This is a genomic window from Parabacteroides sp. CAG:2 (assembly GCF_000436315.1).
GTDB classification, from domain to species: Bacteria; Bacteroidota; Bacteroidia; order Bacteroidales; family Tannerellaceae; genus Parabacteroides; species Parabacteroides distasonis.
The window spans coordinates 72,324-94,519 of the sequence record NZ_FR885330.1 but is presented as its reverse complement, the minus strand read 5'-3'; the positions used below and the strand labels follow the sequence as shown (position 1 = coordinate 94,519).

Annotated in this window: 21 protein-coding genes; 9 read left to right on the top strand and 12 right to left on the bottom strand. The window is 48.4% G+C overall.

The annotated features are described in order from the left end of the window. Positions 1-105 precede the first annotated feature (105 nt). Positions 106-3,060 carry a PEP/pyruvate-binding domain-containing protein gene (locus QVP94_RS18450; RefSeq protein WP_022193195.1) on the top strand — a complete coding sequence of 985 codons (2,955 nt, stop codon included), beginning with the start codon at positions 106-108 and terminating at the stop codon, positions 3,058-3,060. A gap of 80 nt (positions 3,061-3,140) precedes the next feature. On the opposite strand, the gene QVP94_RS18445 is transcribed toward QVP94_RS18450, so the two are convergent. From QVP94_RS18445 to QVP94_RS18425, 6 genes are all read right to left on the bottom strand, one after another. Then, the gene (locus QVP94_RS18445; RefSeq protein WP_022193194.1) at positions 3,141-4,172 is read right to left on the bottom strand and encodes an endonuclease/exonuclease/phosphatase family protein; all 1,032 of its coding nucleotides are present in this window, start codon (positions 4,170-4,172) and stop codon (positions 3,141-3,143) included. Between the two features lie 15 nt (positions 4,173-4,187). Beyond that, complete coding sequence (locus QVP94_RS18440) at positions 4,188-4,925, bottom strand: nucleotidyltransferase family protein (RefSeq protein WP_005858756.1); 738 nt, start codon at positions 4,923-4,925, stop codon at positions 4,188-4,190. Further along, the gene (locus QVP94_RS18435; protein WP_005868544.1) at positions 4,922-6,352 is read right to left on the bottom strand and encodes a RapZ C-terminal domain-containing protein; all 1,431 of its coding nucleotides are present in this window, start codon (positions 6,350-6,352) and stop codon (positions 4,922-4,924) included. Before QVP94_RS18435 ends, QVP94_RS18440 begins: the two co-directional genes overlap by 4 nt. Positions 6,353-6,540: 188 nt before the next feature. Further along, positions 6,541-7,875: an NADP-specific glutamate dehydrogenase gene (locus QVP94_RS18430; protein ID WP_022193193.1), complete on the bottom strand. Its 1,335-nt coding sequence runs from the start codon at positions 7,873-7,875 to the stop codon at positions 6,541-6,543. A 165-nt stretch (positions 7,876-8,040) separates the two neighbouring features. Then, positions 8,041-8,223 (bottom strand): hypothetical protein, encoded by a 183-nt coding sequence (locus tag QVP94_RS19385; protein WP_009017040.1) that lies wholly within the window; start codon positions 8,221-8,223, stop codon positions 8,041-8,043. Between the two features lie 13 nt (positions 8,224-8,236). Then, positions 8,237-8,626: a putative signal transducing protein gene (locus tag QVP94_RS18425; RefSeq protein ID WP_005858748.1), complete on the bottom strand. Its 390-nt coding sequence runs from the start codon at positions 8,624-8,626 to the stop codon at positions 8,237-8,239. An 86-nt stretch (positions 8,627-8,712) separates the two neighbouring features. Here QVP94_RS18425 and QVP94_RS18420 point away from each other — a divergent pair, with 86 nt between their 5' ends. From QVP94_RS18420 to QVP94_RS18405, 4 genes are all read left to right on the top strand, one after another. Further along, the gene (locus QVP94_RS18420; RefSeq protein ID WP_022193192.1) at positions 8,713-9,645 is read left to right on the top strand and encodes a tyrosine-type recombinase/integrase; all 933 of its coding nucleotides are present in this window, start codon (positions 8,713-8,715) and stop codon (positions 9,643-9,645) included. 506 nt (positions 9,646-10,151) lie between these two features. Beyond that, positions 10,152-11,216 (top strand): transcription termination/antitermination protein NusG, encoded by a 1,065-nt coding sequence (gene nusG / locus QVP94_RS18415; protein WP_005858746.1) that lies wholly within the window; start codon positions 10,152-10,154, stop codon positions 11,214-11,216. Between the two features lie 11 nt (positions 11,217-11,227). Further along, positions 11,228-11,608: a hypothetical protein gene (locus QVP94_RS18410; protein WP_008772577.1), complete on the top strand. Its 381-nt coding sequence runs from the start codon at positions 11,228-11,230 to the stop codon at positions 11,606-11,608. Between the two features lie 16 nt (positions 11,609-11,624). Further along, complete coding sequence (locus tag QVP94_RS18405) at positions 11,625-13,565, top strand: polysaccharide biosynthesis protein (protein ID WP_121773128.1); 1,941 nt, start codon at positions 11,625-11,627, stop codon at positions 13,563-13,565. Here the strand turns inward: QVP94_RS18405 and QVP94_RS18400 are convergent. The 6 genes from QVP94_RS18400 to QVP94_RS18375 form a co-directional block, all read right to left on the bottom strand. Then, positions 13,539-13,646 (bottom strand): smalltalk protein, encoded by a 108-nt coding sequence (locus QVP94_RS18400; protein ID WP_022193190.1) that lies wholly within the window; start codon positions 13,644-13,646, stop codon positions 13,539-13,541. The genes QVP94_RS18405 and QVP94_RS18400 overlap by 27 nt on opposite strands. A gap of 66 nt (positions 13,647-13,712) precedes the next feature. Then, a complete protein-coding gene (locus QVP94_RS18395) occupies positions 13,713-14,204 on the bottom strand; it encodes an HU family DNA-binding protein (RefSeq protein ID WP_005858742.1) in 492 nt (163 codons plus the stop codon). Between the two features lie 120 nt (positions 14,205-14,324). Then, positions 14,325-14,750 (bottom strand): D-Ala-D-Ala carboxypeptidase family metallohydrolase, encoded by a 426-nt coding sequence (locus QVP94_RS18390; protein ID WP_005858741.1) that lies wholly within the window; start codon positions 14,748-14,750, stop codon positions 14,325-14,327. A gap of 101 nt (positions 14,751-14,851) precedes the next feature. After that, positions 14,852-15,046 carry a DUF4248 domain-containing protein gene (locus tag QVP94_RS18385; RefSeq protein WP_005858740.1) on the bottom strand — a complete coding sequence of 65 codons (195 nt, stop codon included), beginning with the start codon at positions 15,044-15,046 and terminating at the stop codon, positions 14,852-14,854. A gap of 85 nt (positions 15,047-15,131) precedes the next feature. Then, entirely contained in the window at positions 15,132-16,922 is a 1,791-nt protein-coding gene (locus QVP94_RS18380; protein WP_022193189.1) for a DUF3987 domain-containing protein, read from the bottom strand. Next, positions 16,919-17,461, bottom strand: coding sequence for a BT4734/BF3469 family protein (locus QVP94_RS18375; RefSeq protein WP_008772573.1), 543 nt, complete (start codon positions 17,459-17,461; stop codon positions 16,919-16,921). The genes QVP94_RS18380 and QVP94_RS18375 overlap by 4 nt, the downstream gene beginning before the upstream one ends. A 109-nt stretch (positions 17,462-17,570) precedes the next feature. On the opposite strand from QVP94_RS18375, the gene QVP94_RS18370 reads away from it, so the two are divergent. The 4 genes from QVP94_RS18370 to QVP94_RS18355 form a co-directional block, all read left to right on the top strand. Continuing rightward, positions 17,571-17,846: a hypothetical protein gene (locus tag QVP94_RS18370; protein ID WP_022193188.1), complete on the top strand. Its 276-nt coding sequence runs from the start codon at positions 17,571-17,573 to the stop codon at positions 17,844-17,846. Positions 17,847-17,917: 71 nt separating this feature from the next. After that, positions 17,918-19,474, top strand: a complete 1,557-nt coding sequence (locus QVP94_RS18365) for a PD-(D/E)XK nuclease domain-containing ATP-binding protein (protein WP_022193187.1) — start codon at positions 17,918-17,920, stop codon at positions 19,472-19,474. A gap of 479 nt (positions 19,475-19,953) precedes the next feature. Further along, positions 19,954-21,486, top strand: a complete 1,533-nt coding sequence (locus QVP94_RS18360; RefSeq protein ID WP_022193186.1) for an MATE family efflux transporter — start codon at positions 19,954-19,956, stop codon at positions 21,484-21,486. A gap of 2 nt (positions 21,487-21,488) precedes the next feature. Then, positions 21,489-22,196, top strand: a 708-nt coding sequence (locus QVP94_RS18355; protein WP_288213315.1) for a 4Fe-4S dicluster domain-containing protein, incomplete at its 3' end; no start/stop codon positions are given.

Here is a 22,196-nt window from a genome sequence, read left to right as displayed (position 1 = left end):
TGAAAACCTAAAAATCTTCAGTTAGAGTCAGAATGCGTACTTTCATGTTTCAATAGTTATTATTTTTCCTTACATTTGACTCGAATAATTCTATCAGAATCTATTATGAGCGGTATACCGAACTTAAAAGACTTGGTGTTCAGAGACACCCCGTTTGCCAATCTAATGAATAAGCGTATATATAATGTATTGCTTATCGCTACGAAATATGATTCCTTCATGCTGGAAGATGACGGGCGTGTAGATGAGCAGATATTTAACGAATATACTTCCTTAAGCCTCCGTTACCCACCCCGGTTTACGCAGGTGACTACCGAGGAGGAGGCTTTGAATGAGTTGAAGAACCGGAACTTCGAATTGATCATTTGCATGCCGAATATGGATAACCGGGATATATTCGCTGCGGCGAGCGAGATAAAGGTGCATTATCCGAATATCCCGATCGTTGTATTGACTCCTTTCTCGAAAGAGGTGTCTAAGCGGATCGCCAACGAGGATCTGAGCGCTATCGATTATGTGTTCAGCTGGTTGGGTAACTCGGAGTTGTTACTGGCGATTATCAAGTTGATCGAGGATAAGATGAACGCTCCGGACGATACGGCCAGCGTGGGCGTACAGATCATCTTGTTGGTGGAGGATTCCATTCGTTTCTATTCGTCCGCTTTGCCTCATTTATATAAGTTCGTGCTGGAGCAGAGCCAAATGTTCGCGAAGGAGGCGTTGAACGATCACCAGCGTACGTTGCGTATGCGGGGTCGTCCGAAGATCAAATTGGCCCGGAATTACGAGGAGGCGGTACGTATTTTTGATCAGTATCGGGATAATATGTTGGGTATTATCTCGGATATGAGTTTTATGCACAATGGCGTGAAAGATCCGTATGCCGGTTATAAGTTCGGACAGTATGTACGGAAAACGGGTTTGATCATTCCTTTCGTGCTGGAATCTTCGGAGGCCAGCAACCATGTGTACGCGAAGGAACTGAACGCCTCGTTTATCGATAAGAATTCCAAGAGTTACCCGCAGGATTTGAAAAAGAAGATCATGCAGCGTTTCGGCTTCGGCGATTTCGTGATCCTGAATCCGCATACGAAAGAGGAGATCATGCGCATCAAGGATTTGAAAGACCTTCAAAAGAAAGTCTTCCAGATTCCCGACGATTCGTTGGTTTACCATCTCTCCCGGAATCATTTCTCCCGTTTCTTTTATTCCCGTGCCATGTTTCCGCCCGCCGAGGTTTTGAAGCATGTGGACGTGAGTGACTATAAGGATATGGATGAGGCTCGGAAATTGATTTTCGACTTGATCGTGCAATATCGCCGGATGAAGAACACGGGTGTCGTGGCGGTTTATCAGAAGGATCGTTTTGATGAGTATAGTAATTTTGCCCGTATCGGTGACGGTTCGCTGGGAGGTAAGGGTAGAGGTCTTGCCTTTATCGGTGCGATGGTGAAGCGATACCCTAAGCTGGAGAGTGATAATTTTGCCGTGAATATCCCGAAGACGGTCGTGATCTGTACCGATATCTTCGACGAGTTCATGGAGACGAACGAGTTGTATCCGGTAGCGCTGGGCGATGCGGACGACGAGACGATCCTCCGGTATTTCTTGCGGGCCAGCTTGCCCTCCCGTTTAATCGAGGACTTGATGGCTTTCTTCGATGTGGTGAAAAGCCCGATCGCCGTGCGTTCCTCCAGCCTGCTGGAAGATTCGCATTATCAACCTTTCGCCGGGATCTATTCTACGTATATGGTACCTAAGATCGAGGAGAAATACGATATGCTCCGTACGGTGAGCGACGCTATCAAGGCGGTGTATGCCTCTGTCTTTTATAAGGATAGTAAGGCGTATATGACGGCTACCTCGAACTTGATCGATCAGGAGAAGATGGCTATCGTCTTGCAAGAAGTGGTGGGCTCCCGTTATAATGATCATTTCTATCCGACGATGTCGGGCGTGGCCCGTTCCTTGAATTTCTATCCGATCGGTAACGAGAAGGCGGAGGATGGGATCGCGAATATCGCCTTGGGATTGGGTAAATATATCGTCGATGGCGGGCAAACCTTGCGTTTCTCTCCCCGACATCCCCATAGCATCTTGCAGATGAGTACGATGGATTTCGCTCTTAGGGAAACGCAGACTCGTTTCTATGCCTTGGATTTGAAGAATATGGCGGAAGCCTTCTCGGTAGATGATGCCTTTAACTTGGTGAAGCTGGGCTTGAAGGAGGCGGACGCTGAGGGTTCCTTGAAATATATTGTCTCTACATACGATCCGTACGATCAGATTATCCGTGACGGTTATTATCCGGGCGGTCGTAAGATACTTTCTTTCGTGAATATCCTACAGCATGACGTGTTCCCGCTGGCGGATACGTTGGATCAGATCTTACGGATCGGGCAGCAGGAAATGGGCCGTCCGGTAGAGATTGAGTTCGCTGTCAACATGGACCCTTCGGATCATACAAGGGCGACTTTCTATCTGTTGCAAATCCGTCCGATCGTAGATAATAAAGAGATTATGGACGAGGATCTGAGCTTGGTGAAGAACGAGGAAACCATCCTTTCTTCTACCAGTGTTTTGGGGCATGGTATCGTTGGCGACGTACAGGATATTATCTATGTGAAGACGGGCGCTTTTAATTCATCCAATAATCAGTTGATCGCTTATGAGATCGAGAAGATGAACCGTTCGTTCACCGATCAGGAGAAAGGATACGTATTAGTCGGCCCCGGCCGATGGGGGAGCAGCGACTCTTGGTTGGGTATTCCGGTGAAATGGCCGCATATCAGTAACGCACGGGTGATCGTGGAGTGCGGATTGGAGAATTATCGGGTAGACCCGAGTCAAGGTACCCATTTCTTCCAGAACCTGACTTCGTTCGGAGTGGGCTATTTTACGGTTAATCCATTTAAGGGAGATGGTTGGTTCGATGAGGCGTTCTTGAATGCGCAACCTGCCGTAGAGGAGACGGAATATCTTCGTCATGTACGTTTTGATGCTCCGATTACGATTAAGATGGATGGGAAGAAAAGTCTTGGCGTGGTATTGAAACCATAAAAAGATAGCGTTTCAAGAGAAGATAGTTGTTTGTGGATTTGCGAGACGAGCCGGTAAGACGGGGCTCGCGAATCCATTTTTTATTTCAAGTGGAAAGTGGCAAGAACCGCTTTGTGGTCGGTAGGCCAGATTCCAAGGGGAGTCATGATCGGGTCGGAGGTCTCTTCCGTCTCTCTTTGCCCACGGAGGATGTCACCCTTCGGACCGATGATACATACATCTGTAAGCGTTAATCCCTCGAATGGAGCATAATGGATGAAATCGATGCGATCTCTATCGTCCGCTTTCGGCGACCAAACCAATTTCTCTAAAGCGATATCCTTACAGTCTGCCGGGCAGGTAAGTCCCGGATGAGTTACAGGGTTCGGGAAGATCTCACGGTACGTATCTTTGAAGCCGTCTTTCTCCAGCATGACGGATACGTGCCAAGGAACAACCAATCCTTGGTGGTCTCTCATATCTTTGGTCGCCTCGGTCCAGTCCAGATGGGAAGGCTCGTTAAAGTCCCCTCCGAGGATAACGATCCGTCCGGCTTCCCGATCCTTTTTCGCCTCTTTTAGGAAGCAAGCGATAGCGTCGTCACGGACAGATTGCTCGTTCAACCATAGGAGTGTGTCCAGATTGGTGACAGGAGGTTCCTCGTCCCATGTATTTCCGTCGTATCCACGGGCATCGTAATAAGCGCAATTACGATAATCCAGATGGGCGGTGTAAAGAGCTACCTCGGCATCGCCGATGTGGGTAATGGCCTTGTACATACTACCCCTGTCATCGTTCAAGGGATAGACGGTCGTGCTATCCGTGATCGGGTAGCGGCTTAACAGACCGGAATCCTCGGTGTAGAAAGAATAGTACGTTTGTCCTCTTTGCTGCAACGCTTCCACGATCCGGTCGCAAAAACGGGTCTGATGATAATTACGTACCTCGCTTAACGTAACGAAATCGGCGTTACTTCTTACGATCTCGTCAGCGATAGCGTCAAAGCCTCCTTTTACGACAGCGCCTTCCTGCCAGATGTTGAATTGAAGAACCTTGAAAGTCTTCTCTTGCTGGCAAGAGCTGAGGCCCAGCGCGATCAACAAGAGTAAGTAGATAAAACTAGTTTTTTTCATGTGTGAAATATTTTGTTAGATGTTTTGTCGTAGCCATTCCTCGGCGGCGGCCAAGGTTTCCGGCTTGCCGATATCCAATAGTTTTAGGTTATCCGCCATATAAGCCCTGATATCGGTTTTGGCGCAAATAGCCAGATAGAAGTTAATGATAGAGAACTTTCCGGTCCATTCTTCCATCAGCTCCAATATCTTGGGCGAGAGTACGTGGATTCCGCTAAAGGCGTACTCGTTGTGTTGATCCGGGTCAAAATAGGGATAGTAAGATTTTACCTCGCCGGTCTCATGATTACGCCAACCACACAGTCTATTCTCCTTATTAAATAATAGATAACGTGAGGTATTGCGCTGGCTGACGAGTAAGGTAGCCAACGGGTTCGTTTGTACATGGGTATCGTATAGTTTCTTGAGATCCACGTTCGATAAGATATCGACATTATGTATCAAGAAAGGCTCGTTCCCGCATAAAAGAGAAGTGGCCTTCTTGATTCCTCCTCCCGTGTCCAGCAGATAATCGCTCTCGTCCGAGATTTCGATCCGGACACCGAAGTTGTTGTTCGCCTCCAGAAAATCCACGATCTGGTTGCCTAAATGGTGGATATTGATCACGATCTGGTCGAAACCGGAGGATTTCAGTTTCAGTATGACGTGTTCTAGCATCGGTTTGCCCCCGATAGGTATAAGCGCTTTTGGCGTGTGATCGGTTAACGGCTTCAGTCTGGAACCAGTACCGGCCGCGAAAATCATAGCTTTCATAATGTAGGGTTAAAGAGTTGTTCTATATTTTGTTCTCTATGTACTAAATGTACTTTTACTCCGAACTTGGTGTTAAGATGTTCCGCCAGATGTTGTGCGGAATAGACCGAACGGTGCTGTCCTCCCGTACATCCGAAACAAATCATCAAATTGGTGAATCCACGATCCATATATCGTTTTACCGAGGCGTCTACGATATGGTAGACATGCTCGAGGAAGTTCGTGATCTCCCCGTCATCCTCCAAGAACTGGATCACTGGCTCATCCAAACCGGTGAAATGGTTGTAACGCTCGTATTTACCGGGGTTGTTTATCGCACGGCAATCGAATACGAATCCACCTCCGTTCCCGCTAGGGTCGTTCGGGATTCCTTTTTTATAGGCGAAGCTCATGACCTTTACTTCCAGCATATGTTTCTGGATATCATCCGTGAATTGTTTCAACCCGGTAAGCTCACGAAGGACGGAGCATAAATAGGGATATTCCGGATAGTCATTCTTCAATAACTGCCGCAGGTTCTCGATCGCGAACGGGACGCTTTGGATGAAATGAGGCTTTTTCTCGAAATACCCCCGGAAACCATAAGCCCCCAATACCTGCAAGGTCCTAAACAGGACGAAATGGCGCAGCTGGCTATGGAAGTAAGCCTCGTCTACCGGGATATATTTACGTAGGGCCGTGATATAATCCGATAGTAATTCATTCCTCAGATCCTCCGGATATTTCGCTTTCGCCTGCCAAAGGAAGGAAGCCACGTCGTAATAAACCGGACCTTTTCGTCCACCTTGAAAATCAATAAACCAAGGCTCTCCGTCCTTTACCATAACATTGCGTGACTGGAAATCGCGGTATAGGAACGTGGCGGATGAACTGCGTAACAATACGTCGCTCATCTTCAAGAAATCATCCTCCAGACGATTTTCCTGAAACTCCATCCCGGTAGCCTTTAAGAAACAGTACTTGAAATAATTCAAGTCCCAAAGGATAGACCGTTGGTTGAACTCGGCTTGCGGATGGCAATACGAGAAATCGAAACCGTCGGACCCCAAGAACTGGATGTCGGGGAGTTTGGTGATCGTCTTGTGTAATAAACGGCGTTCCTCCTCGTCGAATACACTGCTTTTACGGCCTTTCTCGATGGCGTTGAAAAGAAGCGTATCTCCTAAATCTTCTTGGATATAAAATGAATGGTCGTCCGAGCTGGCATATACTTGCGGTACGGGTAAGCCCTTCCCCCGGAAATGTTTTGCCATATAGATAAAAGCCTCGTTCTCCTCAATAGAAGTGCCACTAACTCCAATCAACGTCTCAGGACCTTTTATCCTGAAATACCGGCGGTTAGAGCCGGATGACGGTAACTCCGTTATTTCCTCTGCCGGTGATCCGGTATATGATTGGTATAGCTTCCTAAGTTCTTCTGTTATCATACTTATCGATTTACGGCACTAAGATACCGCTTTTTAATTGAAAATTAAGAATTGAAAATTGAAAATTGGGACTTCGTCGGAAATAAGAAAGGGGAATAGCCTCTCAAAGCCTATCCCCCTCGCTTATATGATCATCAATCTCTCCTCTCTAACTAATTTTCAATTCTCAATTCTTAATTTTCAATTACCTAGAGTATTCCTTGTGCCATCATAGCCTTAGCTACCTTCATGAAGCCGGCTACGTTGGCGCCTTTCACGTAGTTTACGTAACCATCCTCTTGCTTTCCGTATTTTACGCATTGCTCGTGGATGTTTTCCATGATGCTCTGAAGTTTCTGGTCTACTTCCTCGCTGCTCCAGCTTAACTTCTGTGCGTTCTGAGTCATCTCAAGACCGGAAACGGATACACCACCTGCGTTAGCGGCCTTACCCGGAGCGTAAAGGATCTTGGCCTCAAGGAATGCGTCGATAGCTTCCGGCGTAGAAGGCATGTTAGCACCCTCGGATACGGCGAAGCAACCGTTGGCCAATAAAGCCTTGGCATCGTCGCCGTTCAACTCATTCTGGGTTGCGCTCGGCATAGCGATGTCACATTTCTCTCCCCAAGGACGAGCGCCTTGTACATATTTGCATCCGTATTGCTCTGCGTATTCACGGATACGGCCACGATACAAGTTCTTCAACTCCATGATATAATCCAGTTTCTCACGGTCGATTCCATCCGGATCATAGATATAACCGTCGGAATCAGACATCGTGACAACTTTCGCTCCAAGACTGATTAATTTCTCTACCGTATATTGAGCCACGTTTCCGGAACCTGATACACAAACTACCTTGTCTTTGATATCAATGTTGCGGGTTTTCAGCATCTGCAACAAGAAATATACGTTTCCGTAACCTGTAGCTTCCGGACGGATCAAGGAACCTCCGAACTCGATACCCTTACCCGTGAATGTACCCGTATTCTCACGAGCCAATTTCTTGTACATTCCATACATATAAGCCACCTCACGTCCGCCTACACCGATATCACCGGCGGGAACATCCGTGTCCGGACCGATATGGCGCCATAACTCAAGGATGAAGGCTTGGCAGAAACGCATGATCTCAGCGTTTGACTTTCCTCTCGGGCTAAAGTCGGAACCTCCTTTACCACCACCCATCGGCAATGTAGTCAGTGAATTTTTAAACGTTTGCTCAAAAGCCAAGAACTTAAGGATCGATTGGTTTACGGAAGCGTGGAAACGGATACCGCCTTTGTACGGGCCGATAGCGTTGTTGTGCTGGATACGGTAACCCATGTTCGTCTGGATTTGTCCCTTATCGTCCATCCAAGTTACACGGAAAGAGAAAATGCGATCGGGGATACAAAGGCGCTCGATCAAGTTGCTTTTCTCAAATTCCGGATGCTCGTTGTAAGCTTCCTCGATAGTCCCTAAAACCTCTGATACTGCTTGATGATATTCCGGTTCGTTCGGAAATCTTCTTTTCAAGTTGTCTAAAACTTCACTTGCCTTCATGACTGAATTTTATATTTAGAATGTTATACCATTTTGTTATCCGTACGCCGTTTGTTTAACGACGTGGCAAAGGTAAGCTAATTTTTGACACTAGCAAATAATTGAAAGATAAAATGCATAAAAAATATCATTTAGATATATTAAGTTTGAAAAAACGACGAAATGTTATTCGTTCCTATGTTTGAAATTCTTATAGATAGGAACGAACACAATGATAGCGGAGGCTACAAGGGCAAATATGACGTCGAAATTGATCGTTTCGCTGTATACAAGCAGCATGTAGCATAAGACACCCCATAGTAAGGTGATACATACGGCTTGACTATTTGTTATCTTTCTGCGTGCCATTGATTACATTTGTTTAGTTTGAGGAAATAAGCGATCCGAAGTAAATCACCAAAGCCAAAAAGACAGCTATGATGACGAATAGGATCATGATTTGTTTCTCTAAGGGATATTTTCGTAGAAAAGGGATATGACGTGCGAATCCGGCGACTTGTTCTACCGGTTCCGCTTGCTCGTCTTCCCGGGGCAGGTCGTAACCGCCTTCCTCCATGATCTTCATGGCTCGGGGAACGTCGCTTTCCAGAATCTCCACCCGTGCGCCGCCTACGTCTACGTAACCGGCCATGATCTGGCTGCTTAACTCATTGCGGAGATAACATTCTATCCCTTCCGACCTCAACAGGGCCATCAGCGGTTGGGCATCCGCCGGATAGGTGAACCGGGCTATTTCTACGATCTTGTCCATGGTATTTGTTTTTCTGCAAATGTAAGTAGACAATCACGAATTAACCGTGTTTTTTATTGTAATTTACTTTTTTTATACGTGAAAATATGAAACAGTATGATTTAGCGGAGGGTATGCGGATGTATATAGCCCGATTGAGAGAGCAAGGACGTTATTCGTCCGCCAAGAGTTATCAAGATGCCTTGAATTCATTCCTGTGTTTTTGTGGGCAGGAGGTGATTCCTTATACCCGTATCGACCGGGAAATGCTTTTGAGGTATCAAGACTATTTGCGGGACCGGGAATGCTCGTGGAATACGGTGTCTACCTATATGCGTAGGATTCGCCGTGTGTATGGGTTGGCGATGGAGAATGGGGAGGCTCCTTTTTCCCGTTATTTGTTCAAGGGAATTTTCATGGGAGTGAAAAGCAAACAGAAGAAGGCGTTGCCTACGGAATCCTTGCGTTTGTTGATGACCGCTCCGTTGGATGATTCGGGGCTGCGGAAAACACAGCGGGCATTGTGTTTGATGTTCTTGTTTTGCGGTATGGCGTTTGTCGATTTCGCTCATTTGAAAAAGAGTGATATCCGGAGTGGTGTCTTGAGGTATAACCGCCAGAAGACGGGTACGCCGATGTTGGTCGAGATACAGCCTGTGGCCAAGGAGTTGTTGGCTGCGTTAATGACCGACACGCTTAGGGATTCTCCTTATCTATTCACTTTCTTGAGTGGGACGAAAACGGGTGAAGAGGCCTTCCGGGAATATACCTCTGCCTTGGCTGATTTCAACAGTTCCTTGAAGGAACTGGCAAATGCCTGTGGTGTGACGGAAATGGTTACCTCGTACTCAATCCGTCACTCTTTCGCCACGACCTTGAAGGAACAGGGTGTACCGATCGAGATGATCAGCGAATTGCTGGGACACCAATCGATCAAGACGACGCAAATCTATTTGAAGAGCTTCTCTTTGGATAAGATGTCTGCGGTGAACAAGGCTTGCTTCGAGAGCATATATAATAATGTATCAAAGGTGGGGTAGGCGATCGGCTACTTGGGAAGTAGCGTAATCTTCCACGCCGCAAATTTAGTAAAAAACACCGAATAACAAACAATTTTTAGGCTTTGTGTAGGCTTTGTTTGTTTTCTGAATTTATCTTTCCTCGATTTTTCGTTTCTATTCGTGGTGTATGGGCACGACAATGGAGACGAAACGACCTCATATTTCCTGCATCATCACGTCTCCCCAAAAAATCGTACGAACATCGTGTAGAGACGGGGCGTGCCCCGTCTTATCCCCTCAAATGGGTATTTTAATTACTGCCAGACGGTGGGAGACGGAGCACGCTCCGTCTCTACAACTGGGTAATAATCATTTCCTATCTTTTACGCTACTTCCCAAGTAGCCGATCTTCCACGTCCCGATAGAAGAGATATTGACATGGTTTCTATTGCTTTAAAATTTTCGGGAATAGAAAAGAATATTTGATTTAAGTATTAGATTATCAGTGTATTAATAGAATGTGCTGATATGGCATTGAAGTATCTATGGGTCATGATCTTCCCCCTTTACCATTGCGTGATGTCCACACCGTAAGATGGTATGTGTTATCTCTTCCCGCTTGTCACAAAGGTCCAGCCAAGGGTTTGCGGAAGGAGTTAGATCGCAGGGTGCGTTTGGGCGAGCCTACGTTCGATTTTTTCGCCCCCTCTTTCGTGGAGATGCATCGCCGTGAGGGGCGTTTGGTGGAGACTCACCGTCCGTTGCTCTACAATTATGTGTTTATCCGCTCTTCTGTGTATGAGATCTTCCGTTTGAAACGAGATTTTCCCTTGTATAATTTCCTGCCTAGCGTGGATGGCCGTGGCTCGTATCCTTTTGTCTCCGATCGTGAGATGGAAAACTTGCGTTGGGTGGCTCGTTCTTATTCGGATGAGCTTCCGGTGTATGTGCCGGAAGCGGGTTATTTGCGTAAAGGTGACCGGATACGCATTACGGATGGTCGTTTCAAAGGTGTTGAGGCAAGTGTAGTAATACAGCCCGGTGTTGGCGAGCGGGAGGTAATGGTATGCGTGGACAACTGGATGTGGGTTCCTTTATTGCGTGTTCAGCCGGGCGAGTATGAGGTGATCAGCTTGGCCGAGGAAGGCAAGCATGTATATACCCGTTTGGACAATTCCCGGATACAAAATGGTCTTCATGAGGCGTTGGGCCGTCATTGGGGGGATGGTGGCGTTACGGCTATAGATCGTGAGCTGGCGACCGAGACCTTGCGTGCCTATGGGGAGTTGCAGCTGGATTCTGCCGTGATGCGGTGCAAGCTCTATTCTCTCTTGTTGCCCGCCTATACGATACTAGGGGACGAGGAGCGGCAAAAGTCGTTGATCGGAACGATCGTCTCGTTCTTACCCTTGATCCGTGCGGAGCAGTCGTTGGCATTATTACTACTTACGCTTTATGGTTGTACGGATAGCAGTATCTATTATTATCGTGCGCACGAGTTGATTGATCCGTGGAGTCGGGAATCCTCCCCGAAGAAGAGTAAATTATCCTTGATCCGTCGGTTAGCCGACTACGACCGCTGGCTAAAACACGTGGGTATTGAAAATTAAAAATTCAAAACATGCCTTCTCTTCCTTCTGGCATACGCTTGGTTACGTTACTAAACGAGCATCTGAACGAGATCATGGATCGTGAGCGCATGAACCGTACCTCGATCCATTTATATTGTACGGGTCCTTATTGGGTGGCTTTCGAGCGTTCTGCCTATCAGTTGTGTCTCACCTTCCCGGATAGCGAGATCACGCCGCTGCGCCTGTTCGCCTACCCGTTCCCGATCGTGATGGTGTCCGTGACGGATCGCTCGTTGCGTTCGTACGCCCGTAAACATATTTTGAGGCGGGACGAGACGGATTACGTGGTGCTGACCGTCCCCGAATCCTCCTTGACTGACTACCGAAGATGGCATGCCGGTGAGGTGGAGGGCTTGCCCCAGCTTACATGAACCCCAAATTTTATTCATGATGAACCTTTTTTCTAAACTCTCAACGTGGTATTTCTCAAGGAAAGCGTTGCCGTATTGGAGCATTATCCTGTTGGATTGCTTGGTGATCCTGTTTTCAGGCTTGCTGGTATATGCCTTGAATAACGGGATCTTCGCCACGATGGGCATCTTTTGGCACCTGTCGCTCACGTGGGGTGTTTGCCTAGTGCCTTATCTGGTGGGCTTTAGGCTGTTCCGTACGTATTCGGGCATCATTCGTTACTCTTCCTTCGTGGATTTGCAACGGGTGGGCTTCGCCGTGCTGTTCGGTGTGGTTTGCGTGGTGACCTTCCAAGAGTTTACGGATTTTTCGCCTTACTTGGTGTATATCCGTAAACGAGACCTTGTGCTATCCTCCCTGCTGGCGATGAGCTTGATGTGGGCGATGCGTGTGTTCGTGAAGTATTTCTACGTGACGACCTTTCGCCAGTCGAAGGCTGAGCGTGCCTTTATCTTCGGCGTGAAGCAGGGCGGTATCAGTTTGGCGAAGAGCATCCAGAACCAAGATCCCGCACAGTACGTGCTGGCAGGCTTCGTCTCGGAGGCCGGGAACATGCAGAATCGTATATTGATGGGAGTGCGTGTGTACCCTTTCGATGAGGAGCTGATCGATGCGATGCGCCGGGAGCGGGCGACGATCCTTTTCGTCTCCCCCTTGAAGAGCGACTCCATCCGGGAACAGCCGGATATGGTGGCCCGTTTGGCGGAGGCGGGGATCAAGATCTACGTGACCCCGGCGGCGCAAGAATGGGATGGCAGGAGCGATTTGACGCATACACAACTCCGGAAGGTTGAGATCGAGGATCTGCTTCCCCGGGAAAAGATAGAGATAGACATGGAGGCGGTGGGCCGCTTGCTTCGTGGTCAACGCATCCTGATAACGGGAGCCGCCGGCAGCATCGGTGGCGAGATGGTGCGCCAGATCGCCTCGTTCGCTCCGGATCGCTTGATCTTGGTAGATCAGGCGGAAACTCCCTTGCACGACATCCGCTTGATGATGGCGAGGGATTGGCGGGATATCAACGCCTATACCTTGGTGGCGGACATCGCTAACAAGTCTCGCATGGAGGAGATCTTCTCGGAGCATCGCCCCGCCTACGTGTTCCATGCGGCGGCTTATAAGCACGTTCCGATGATGGAGGATAATCCTTGTGAGAGTGTGGGTAACAACGTGGACGGTACCCGTGTGATCGCCGACTTGGCCGTGAAGTATGGCACGAGGAAGTTCGTGATGATCTCCACGGACAAGGCGGTGAATCCCACGAACGTGATGGGTTGCTCGAAACGTATCTGCGAGATTTACGTGCAGAGCCTCGACAAGGCGATCAAGGAGGGCCATGTGGAAGGCGTGACGCAGTTCGTTACGACCCGCTTCGGCAACGTGCTGGGTTCTAACGGCTCCGTGATCCCATTGTTCCGTGAACAGATTGCCAAGGGCGGTCCCGTGACAGTGACGCATCCGGATATCATCCGTTTCTTCATGCTGATCCCGGAGGCCTGCCGGTTGGTATTGGAGGCGGGTACGATGGGTAACGGTGGGGAGATCTTCGTCTTCGACATGGGCAAACCCGTGCGTATCATCGACTTGGCGAAACGTATGATTCAGCTTTCGGGCGCCAAGAACGTAGAGGTCCGGTTTACGGGTCTTCGTGCCGGCGAGAAGCTGTACGAGGAGGTACTGAACGACGAGGAGATCACGCTGCCTACCTTCCATCCGAAGATCAAGATCGCCAAGGTACGGGAGTACGATTATGATACGGTTTGCCAAGATATAGATGAACTCGTCGGCCTAGGCCGCTCGAGGGACGATATGGCCATTGTAGGCAAGATGAAGGCGATCGTCCCCGAGTTCAAGAGCCGGCACTCCAAGTACGAGGTCTTGGATAAGGCGCTAGAAAGCGCAAGCACTGATGCCTAAGGCCCCGGCGATGGTGGTGGCTATGGCGATGACTACTTTGATGATTACGCTCCAAACGTTGGTTTTCTTCTTTTCACTCATTTAAATTTGTTTTATAAGGTTGATAATACGAAGTCTGTATCAGTGAGCACGCCGAAGCGTGCCCCATTATATCTCATCCGGGCTCTCGCTGTCCGAGGAGCCGTTCTTACCGGAGATATCCACCGTTGTCTTACCGGCCTTCTGGGCCTTGATGACGGCGGCTTGGGCGGCCCGGGTGGGGACGAGGTTGAACTTGAGGCCTTGGAAGATGACTTGAAGTTCCTCGCCGGGGACGAACTGGATGTTCACCCCCTTGATATAGTCGGAGGTGAACAGGTCGGCACTTGGCGCTCCCCCGGAATTGATCTGGAGGCGGAAGGCGCCCAGATCGCCGAAATCCACCTGCTTGCCAGCTTTCAGACCTTCCAGCATGCACTCGGTGGTGGCGATGAGCACGGCCGAAACGTCAGCTTGGTGCACCGTGCATTTACTCGCTATCAGGGTAGATAGCTCTTTTAAGTTGAGCTCGCCGTTGGTTTGCGCCTTGGCGTAGGCTTTCTTGGGTTCCTCTTTTTTCAACGGGTTGCCCATCATGGCAATGGAATAGTTTAATGACATAATCGTAAGATATTTTAAGTGATACATAAAGAACTTGGGGGATGATGAGTTGAGTCCTCACGCTTGATGACTTGGCTTTTCGTGCTCCTTGATTTAAGTCTTCGGTTTGAAAGACTTAAGTCAATTAGGCGACTTTTCTTTATCGATAACCTGACAGCGAAGGTTGCCGGGTACGTAAGAGATATGGATCCATCGGGCGCCGGGCTCTAGAATGAGCTGAGTGAACTCGAGTCCGCACAGCTCGTGCGTCTCTTGTATCAGTCGGAACAAGCGGCGATGATCATCTGGAGAGCCGGCTATCAGGTCGGCGGCGCAACCGAGGAGGTGGTGACTGTGCTTGGCTCCCCCGATAAGGATGTTCAATTCGGGGCAGCGATAGCCGCTACTGATGACGATGGGGCTGCCCCAGACCCGCCGTAGCGGGTCTAGTAGCATTTCCACTAGGATCGTGACCATCCTCCGGGCCACCGGGGTGAGGCTGTTGTCGATCCCGTCTCGCCGGGCCGTGGCGGAGTCTTCAAACTCTTGATAATTAAAGTAGCGCATAGGAGACAAGGTTGATGTTTTTGTTTCTGTAGCAAAGATACGATAGGCGGAAAGCCCGGATATACCATTTGTTTCCACCTATTCGCTCTAGGAGAAGAATTTTAGGGTTCCCCTAAAAAATCATAGAATATCTGTACTTGCTTCGGCGTGATGGAGCGGTCTTTCGAGTGATAACCATGACGGATAAGGGCCTCTTTCAGTCCTTTCACGTCACGGATATATCGGTTCAACTTATGCAAAGCGTTCGAAGGGGTGCCTGACAGGCAATATTGACGGGCGAGATCTATTTTTTTCATCTGTATTGAATTTTAAAATGACTATAGGAGGGTTTCAAGTTTCAAGGTTTCATGAACCCTCTTTCCTCACACACACGTACGTACATTATAAGGGTTTCAAGTAAATCCCTTTATGCTCGCCATGCAGGAGGGCTCCGGAGTCGCATAGTCGGCGTAGCCATGTCTTGGCGGTGTTCTTGGGGATGTTGGCATGCTCGGCGGCCTCCATCCATTGGACGGTGGTGAACTCGTCCGGCATGGAGCTGAGCAGACTGTCCTTTTCCGAGAGGCCTCGGCTGGTGATCTCGCCGGTAGGCAGGAATGAGAGGATATGGGTGGCGTGGAGGTAGAGCGGCTCTGCCATTGTCAGAAGGGCGGCGAAGTCATCGTCGGTGATATGGAGTTCCCAGCCTCCGATGATCTTGTCCTTTAGGTTGTCGCTGTTGATGCCTTGGGCCGGCTGCAATAGTTCCGGTTGTTCCAAGGCACGAAGCATGGCTACCACCTCCATGAAACGTACGAGGTTGATGGCGAGGCGTACCACGGAACTGTTCATCTCCTGCCCGTTGGATTGCCGGGCACGGAGGAAGAGACGTACGAAGCTGTCGTTGAAAGCGGCTTGTTGCCGCTCGTCGAGGCGCAAGGTAATGGTACCCCGGCACTTGAGCTGATCGATCGTGGCCTTCCACTCGTAGCCCATCCGGTGGAATTCCTTCTCGGCGTCTACCTCGTCGACGGAGAATTGGTCGATCCATTCCCGGATCTGCGATTTGTAGTAGAAGACCTCACGGCTGAAGAGCCCGTTCTCGCCCGAGGGGATAAGCGGCGCTACCTGTCCGGGCGTACCCGAGAGCACCATCGAGAGGAAGGTGGAATCGCATTCCCGGTATTCGTTATCGGTCCGTCGGTTGAACGAGAGCCCGGCATGGTCGAAAGCGTTACGGAGCGTATCGCTCCAATGCCCGTAATCCCCCCCGATAGCGGTGGTGATGGTATCCGCCTCGGTCTCGAAAATGATACCGGTGCCGTCCGAATCGATGATATTTTGCAAGATACCCGTCCCGGTATTGTTGCCGGAGATGATAAACATACTGTTTTTAGGCATCTGGGGCATCTCCATCTTGGCTTTCTCCTTGCCTAAGGCATGATAGGCCGCCAAATCTTGGCGGTACTGTTTCATCGCTAGGTCCACTTGTTGGCGGATCTCCCGGTGGATAGGCTCGATAAACTTACGCAGCCACGCCATGATGCCCTTACCCGATGCGGGCGGAGCGATCACGAAGAGCTGGATACAGGGATAGATCCAATGCATCCCATAGAGGCAACGCACCGTCTTGCCCAAGGTGGCGCCTAGGGCGGTGAGAGCCGTGAGCAAAAGGATATCCCGCTGCTCGGCATTATTGGCGAAACCGAGGATGTCCCGTAGCAACGAGGGCCATGGATAGCCGGGTACCAGCCGTGGCAGGGAGGTGTAAGGCTCACTGCCGATGTGGAGTGGGGCGTCGTTTGCCTCGGTTTCCCGATCGCTGGTCTCGTGGGCTTGATCTACCGTATCGGCTATATTATATGTACTCACACGTGTGTGTGAGGAAAAGGGTTTCGTGAAACCTTGAAACTTGAAACCTATTTCCACGCCCGCCAGCTTGGCCAAGTGGAAAGCGGTGCCCAGATGGACATTCTGGTTTCCGGTGCGCAAGGCACTGGAGAAAAGCTTGTTGGCGTGTAGGGCGTTGAACTTGGGCGATGGCTCGCAGAGACTGATGAAGTCGCTACGTCCTGCCTCCCCGCAATCGGTGGCGATGGCGAAAGCCAATTGTACATACTCGGCGTAAGTGGGGGCGATGTCGGCATGGGCCGTCCGTACCGCTTCTACTAGTTTGGAAAGATCGTTGTTCATGGTATGAATATTTTAGCGTTAGAATCGTGAGACAAGAAACAGCAGCGGGCGATATCCTTGCCACAGGTATCCACCTCACCCTTGAAGGTGTCGGCATACAGGAGCTGTATGTAACTCATGGCCCATCGAACGGTCTCGTCTCCGGGGATGAAAAGTTTCACTCCAAGTCCTCCGGGGCTGACAAAGGCGAGTCGGGTCCCGAGATAGGGGTCCTCGAAGAGGTGGTCCCGGAGTTGTTCCGCCTCCTCGAGAGAGGCGAGATGGTCGATATCGACCACTACCAACCCCGAGGCGGAGATGAGAGCGTCGCTCTTACGACGGGAAAAAACGCCGTGGGGCGTTACGAACGGCAGTTGCCGCTGCTTGAGCTGGCGGTATTCCGCTACCCGGCCTTCCCGGATGAAGGTGCGTAATTCGTTGGTAACCGTTTCGAGAGATTTATCCTCGGTGATCCATCGGTACACTTCCCGTAGTGTACAGTTCCCGGTAGGAAGCGTGTTGGTGATGGGAGGAAGGAAGTAAGACATTTGTTGGTCCATATCAATAGGATTTCAGATTAATTTTCTAAAGCTATTGCTAATAATTGATTCTGCGTTTCAGCCTATAGGCTGAAATATCGAATGATTGTTTAATGAAAATTAGCATAGTATGAAGGAAAATTTAGATTTGAACCAGATTTTATTTGATGAGTTAGTGGAATTTCCACGTAAGCGGTTAGGAATCTCCATCCGTGAGTTTTGTGCGGAGGCCCACGTAGGCACCGCCACCTACAGTAAAGCGAAAAAAAAGAGTATCAATCCCCAGAGTCTGACCCGCTTGGTACAAGAACTATGCGTAGAGATGGATGAACCGGAGTTCATAGGGTATGGGGCCGGGGCGCTCAAGGAGGTGTATAGGGCGATGAGGCATGGAATGGAAAAATAGAGGGTTGAAAATTGATCGTTTAGGGAAATAACGTTATATTTGTCTTGACGAACCAATAAACAGAGACGAAGATGGAAGGACGGCGATTATATCCGATAGGGATACAGACATTCTCCAAATTGAGAGAGGGGAATTATGTGTATGTAGATAAGACGGAATTGGTCTACCGAATGACACACGGCGCGTCTGGTTATATATTCTTGAGCCGTCCCCGCCGTTTCGGGAAGTCGTTGCTTACTTCTACGCTCCATAGTTATTTTGAGGGGCGAAAGGATTTGTTCGAGGGCTTGGCCATCGAGCACCTGGAGAAGGAGTGGACAAGGTATCCGGTGCTTCATTTCGACATGAGCACGGCGAAGCATATGGACAAGGATCGGCTTCTGAGTGAGTTGGAGAGGAAATTGTATGGTTACGAGCAGATATACGGACGTGATGAGAGCGCTATTTATACGAACCAACGTCTGGAAAGTCTCATCCAACGTGCCTACGCCCAGACCGGTCAAAAGGTGGTTGTCTTGATCGATGAGTACGACGCTCCCTTGCTGGACGTGGTGCATGAGGAGAAAGAGCTGCCGAAGCTTCGCGACGTGATGCGTAACTTCTATAGTCCGCTGAAAGCCTGCGATCCTTATTTGCGTTTCGTATTCTTGACAGGTATCACGAAGTTCTCCCAATTGAGCATCTTCAGTGAGTTGAACAATATAAAGAACATCAGCATGCTCCCGGAGTACGCCGCCCTCTGTGGCATCACGGAGGAGGAGATGCGTGAGCAGATGGGCGAGGGTATCGGTCGTTTGGCCGACAACCTAGGCGTTTCTCCGGAGGGTGCCTTGGGTGCCTTGAAATCGAATTATGACGGTTACCATTTCACGTGGCCGTCGCCCGATATATACAACCCGTTCAGCCTGTTGAACGCCTTGGCCGACAGTAAACTAAATTCCTATTGGTTCGGTAGCGGTACGCCCACCTATTTGATCGAGATGCTGAACAAGTATCACGTGAAACCCCAGCAAATAGGCGCACGCAAGGTTTTGGCAGAGTCGTTTGATGCACCCACGGAACGGATGGTCGATATTACGCCATTGCTCTATCAGAGCGGTTACATCACGATAAAGGATTATTCCTCGCTCACGAATTTGTACACGCTCGACATCCCAAACAAGGAGGTACGTATGGGATTGATGAAGAGTTTATTGCCCAATTATTTGCATCAATACACAGCGGATGGACTTACTACAGTAGCCCTTCTTTTCGAGGCGATCGCTGGAGAGCGGATGGACGATGCCCTGCGTTTATTGCAGACCTTCCTGTCCACCATCCCCCAATGTGACAATACGGATTACGAGGGCCATTACCAGTCCTTGCTTTACACGATCTTCAGCCTGCTAGGAATGTATGTGGACGTGGAAGTCCGTACCCCCAAAGGCCGTGTGGATATGGTGATGCGCACATTGACAACGCTCTATGTCGTGGAGTTGAAGTTAAACAAGACTGCGGATATAGCCCTTGAGCAAATCAATTTGCGCAATTACCCGGAGCGCTTCGCTCTTTGTGGGTTGCCGATCGTAAAGGTTGGGATTAATTTTGATAGTGAGCGGCATACGTTGGGGGATTGGGTTATCGAATAAATAATCTGAATGCAATTGTGCTTTATTCCTGAAGGTAGAGGGTTAGTGAAGACAAAGCTTTGAAGTGATGGAAGAACGCTTGTTTTTATATGGCTTAGGCCTTGTTTCTTAGTGAGGGATTCAAGACATAAATCTATAATGACGTAGTTCGGCTATTCAATTGAACTATGTATATAAAGTATTGTTGACAAAAGAGGGAGGTTGATTATATTCTAGATTGTTACAACATCGTATTACCAGCGATTATAATGATTTTTTTGATTTTGAATGTGAAGATGTAATCTCCTTTTTTGATTTCATTTGTAAATTATTAGCCAGAATAGAAAGTTTGATTGTAACCAAGTCTAAACAGTGGAAAACGATCTCTCTGAGATTATTTCATTTTAATTATAATCAATAACTTTAGTTATTAAGATGAAAAGGTTTTATTTCTTACGATGTTGATATCAGCGTCGTTAGGAAATAGAACATACATTCCTATGTCTGTTATATCGGATAATAATAAACGGATAGCGAAGAATACGCTGTTCCTTTACTTGCGTATGCTTCTTATCATGGGGGTGACACTGTACACAAGTAGGGTTGTTTTACAAGTATTGGGGGTAGAGGACTTCGGTATTTACTCGGCGGTTGGCGGTTTTGTTTCCATGTTTGCGGTGATTTCCGGATCGTTGACCGCAGCGATCAGCCGCTTTATTACGTATGAGATGGGGCTCGGTGGTAATACCGAGAAAATCTCTCAGATCTTCTCGGTGTCGGTGGTCATACAGTTGTTAATCTCAGGGATCATAGTCTTATTCTCGGAAACCTTGGGCCTTTGGTTCTTGAATATGCGGATGAATATACCTGCAGGACGATTATTAGCCGCTAACTGGGTCTATCAGTTTTCAATACTCACGTTTGTCATAAATTTGATGAGTATTCCGTATAATGCGAGTATAGTGGCTCACGAACGAATGTCTGCGTTCGCTTATATAAGCGTGTTTCAGGCGTTTGGCACATTGGCGATAGCATTCTTGATTGATTTTTCTCCATGGGATCGATTGGTATTTTATGCACTCTTGATGGCACTCTTGGCTTTTTTTATACGATTTCTTTATTCGTATTATTGTAAAATCCATTTTCCAGAGTGTCGTTTCCGATGGATTTGGAACATGGATTTGATTAAGAAAGTGTTTGGTTTTGCCGGGTGGAATTTTATAGGTGCTTCTTCCGGGATATTGAGAGATCAAGGGGTGAATGTATTGTTGAATATCTTTTGTGGCCCGGGTGTGAATGCCGCTCGCAGTATAGCGATGCAGGTAAATACGGCGGTCAATAGTTTTGTCAGTAATTTTATGATGGCATTGAATCCGCAGATTACCAAGTCGTATGCGTCCGGAGATCGGGCGTATATGATGAGTTTGGTCTTTCAAGGTTCTCGATATTCTTTCTATATGCTGTTACTTCTATCTTTACCTATCTTGATGGAGACTCCCATTTTATTGAAGCTGTGGCTTGGTGTTGTTCCTGATCATGCCGTGGCGTTCGTCCGTTTGATATTGCTCTATGCCTTAAGCGAGTCCGTTTCGCATACCTTGGTAATGTTGATGCTGGCTACAGGTAATATTCGTAATTATCAATTGTTGGTGGGAGGTTGTCAGATGCTCAATTTTCCGGTTGCGTATATCTTGCTGAAGTTAGGATATGCGCCAGAAATGACGATAGCCTTGTCTGTCGGAATCGCCTTCTGTTGCTTATTCTTACGACTGTATATGCTTCGGGATATGGTCGGATTACCTGTCAGGCTTTTTTGTCACAAAGTGTTGCTAAATATTTTCCGGGTCATGATGTTGGCTTTGGTCGCTCCGGCTTGTATTGCTTGCGTTATGGAGGAAGGTCTTTTCCGTTTTGTGGTGAACGGGATGGTATGTGTGTGTGTTACCGGATGCGTTGTGTTGTTTGTCGGCTGTTCCCGTGAGGAACGATTGTTTGTATGGCAAAGGATTTCCCGGTTAAGAAATAAGGTTTAAAGATGAGAATAAATAAGACTAAGACAGATTGTTGTGGTTGTACGGCTTGTGAGAGCGTATGTCCGCATAGGGCTATCCGTATGGTTCCGGATACCTTTGGGTTTCTATATCCGGAGGTGGATGATTCATTATGTGTGGATTGCGGACTTTGTGAGAAAGTTTGCGCTTTTCATGGCGATTACGATCGAAGCTTGAATCTGGTAAAGCCGTTGGCTTATGCTGCGAAGCACAAAAATCCGGAGGAGATAGCTGCTTCTCAGAGCGGTGCTGCGTTTGTAGCCTTATCCGATTTCATTTTGTCGCAGGGAGGCGTGGTTTATGGTGCCGGCTATACCGGCCATTTCCGGGTAGTGCATAAGAAAGCAGAAACGAGGGCCGAACGTGATGAGTTCCGGGGAAGTAAATATGTACAGAGTGACATGAATACGGTCTTTGGACAAGTGAGAGAGGATTTGAACAATGGCTTGCTTGTACTCTTTTCTGGAACACCTTGCCAGACGGCGGGATTGAGTTCTTTTGTCGGCAAACGTTTGCAAGATCGTTTGTTCTTGATGGATATCGTGTGTCATGGTGTTCCAGGTCCGTTTATCTGGCGTGATTACCTTGATTATCTGGAGGCGAAAGAAGGCATGAGAATCACCGCTGTAAATTTCCGGGACAAGAAAAGATTTGGCTGGCGTTCGCACGTGGAATCGTTTCTTTTCGCTAAT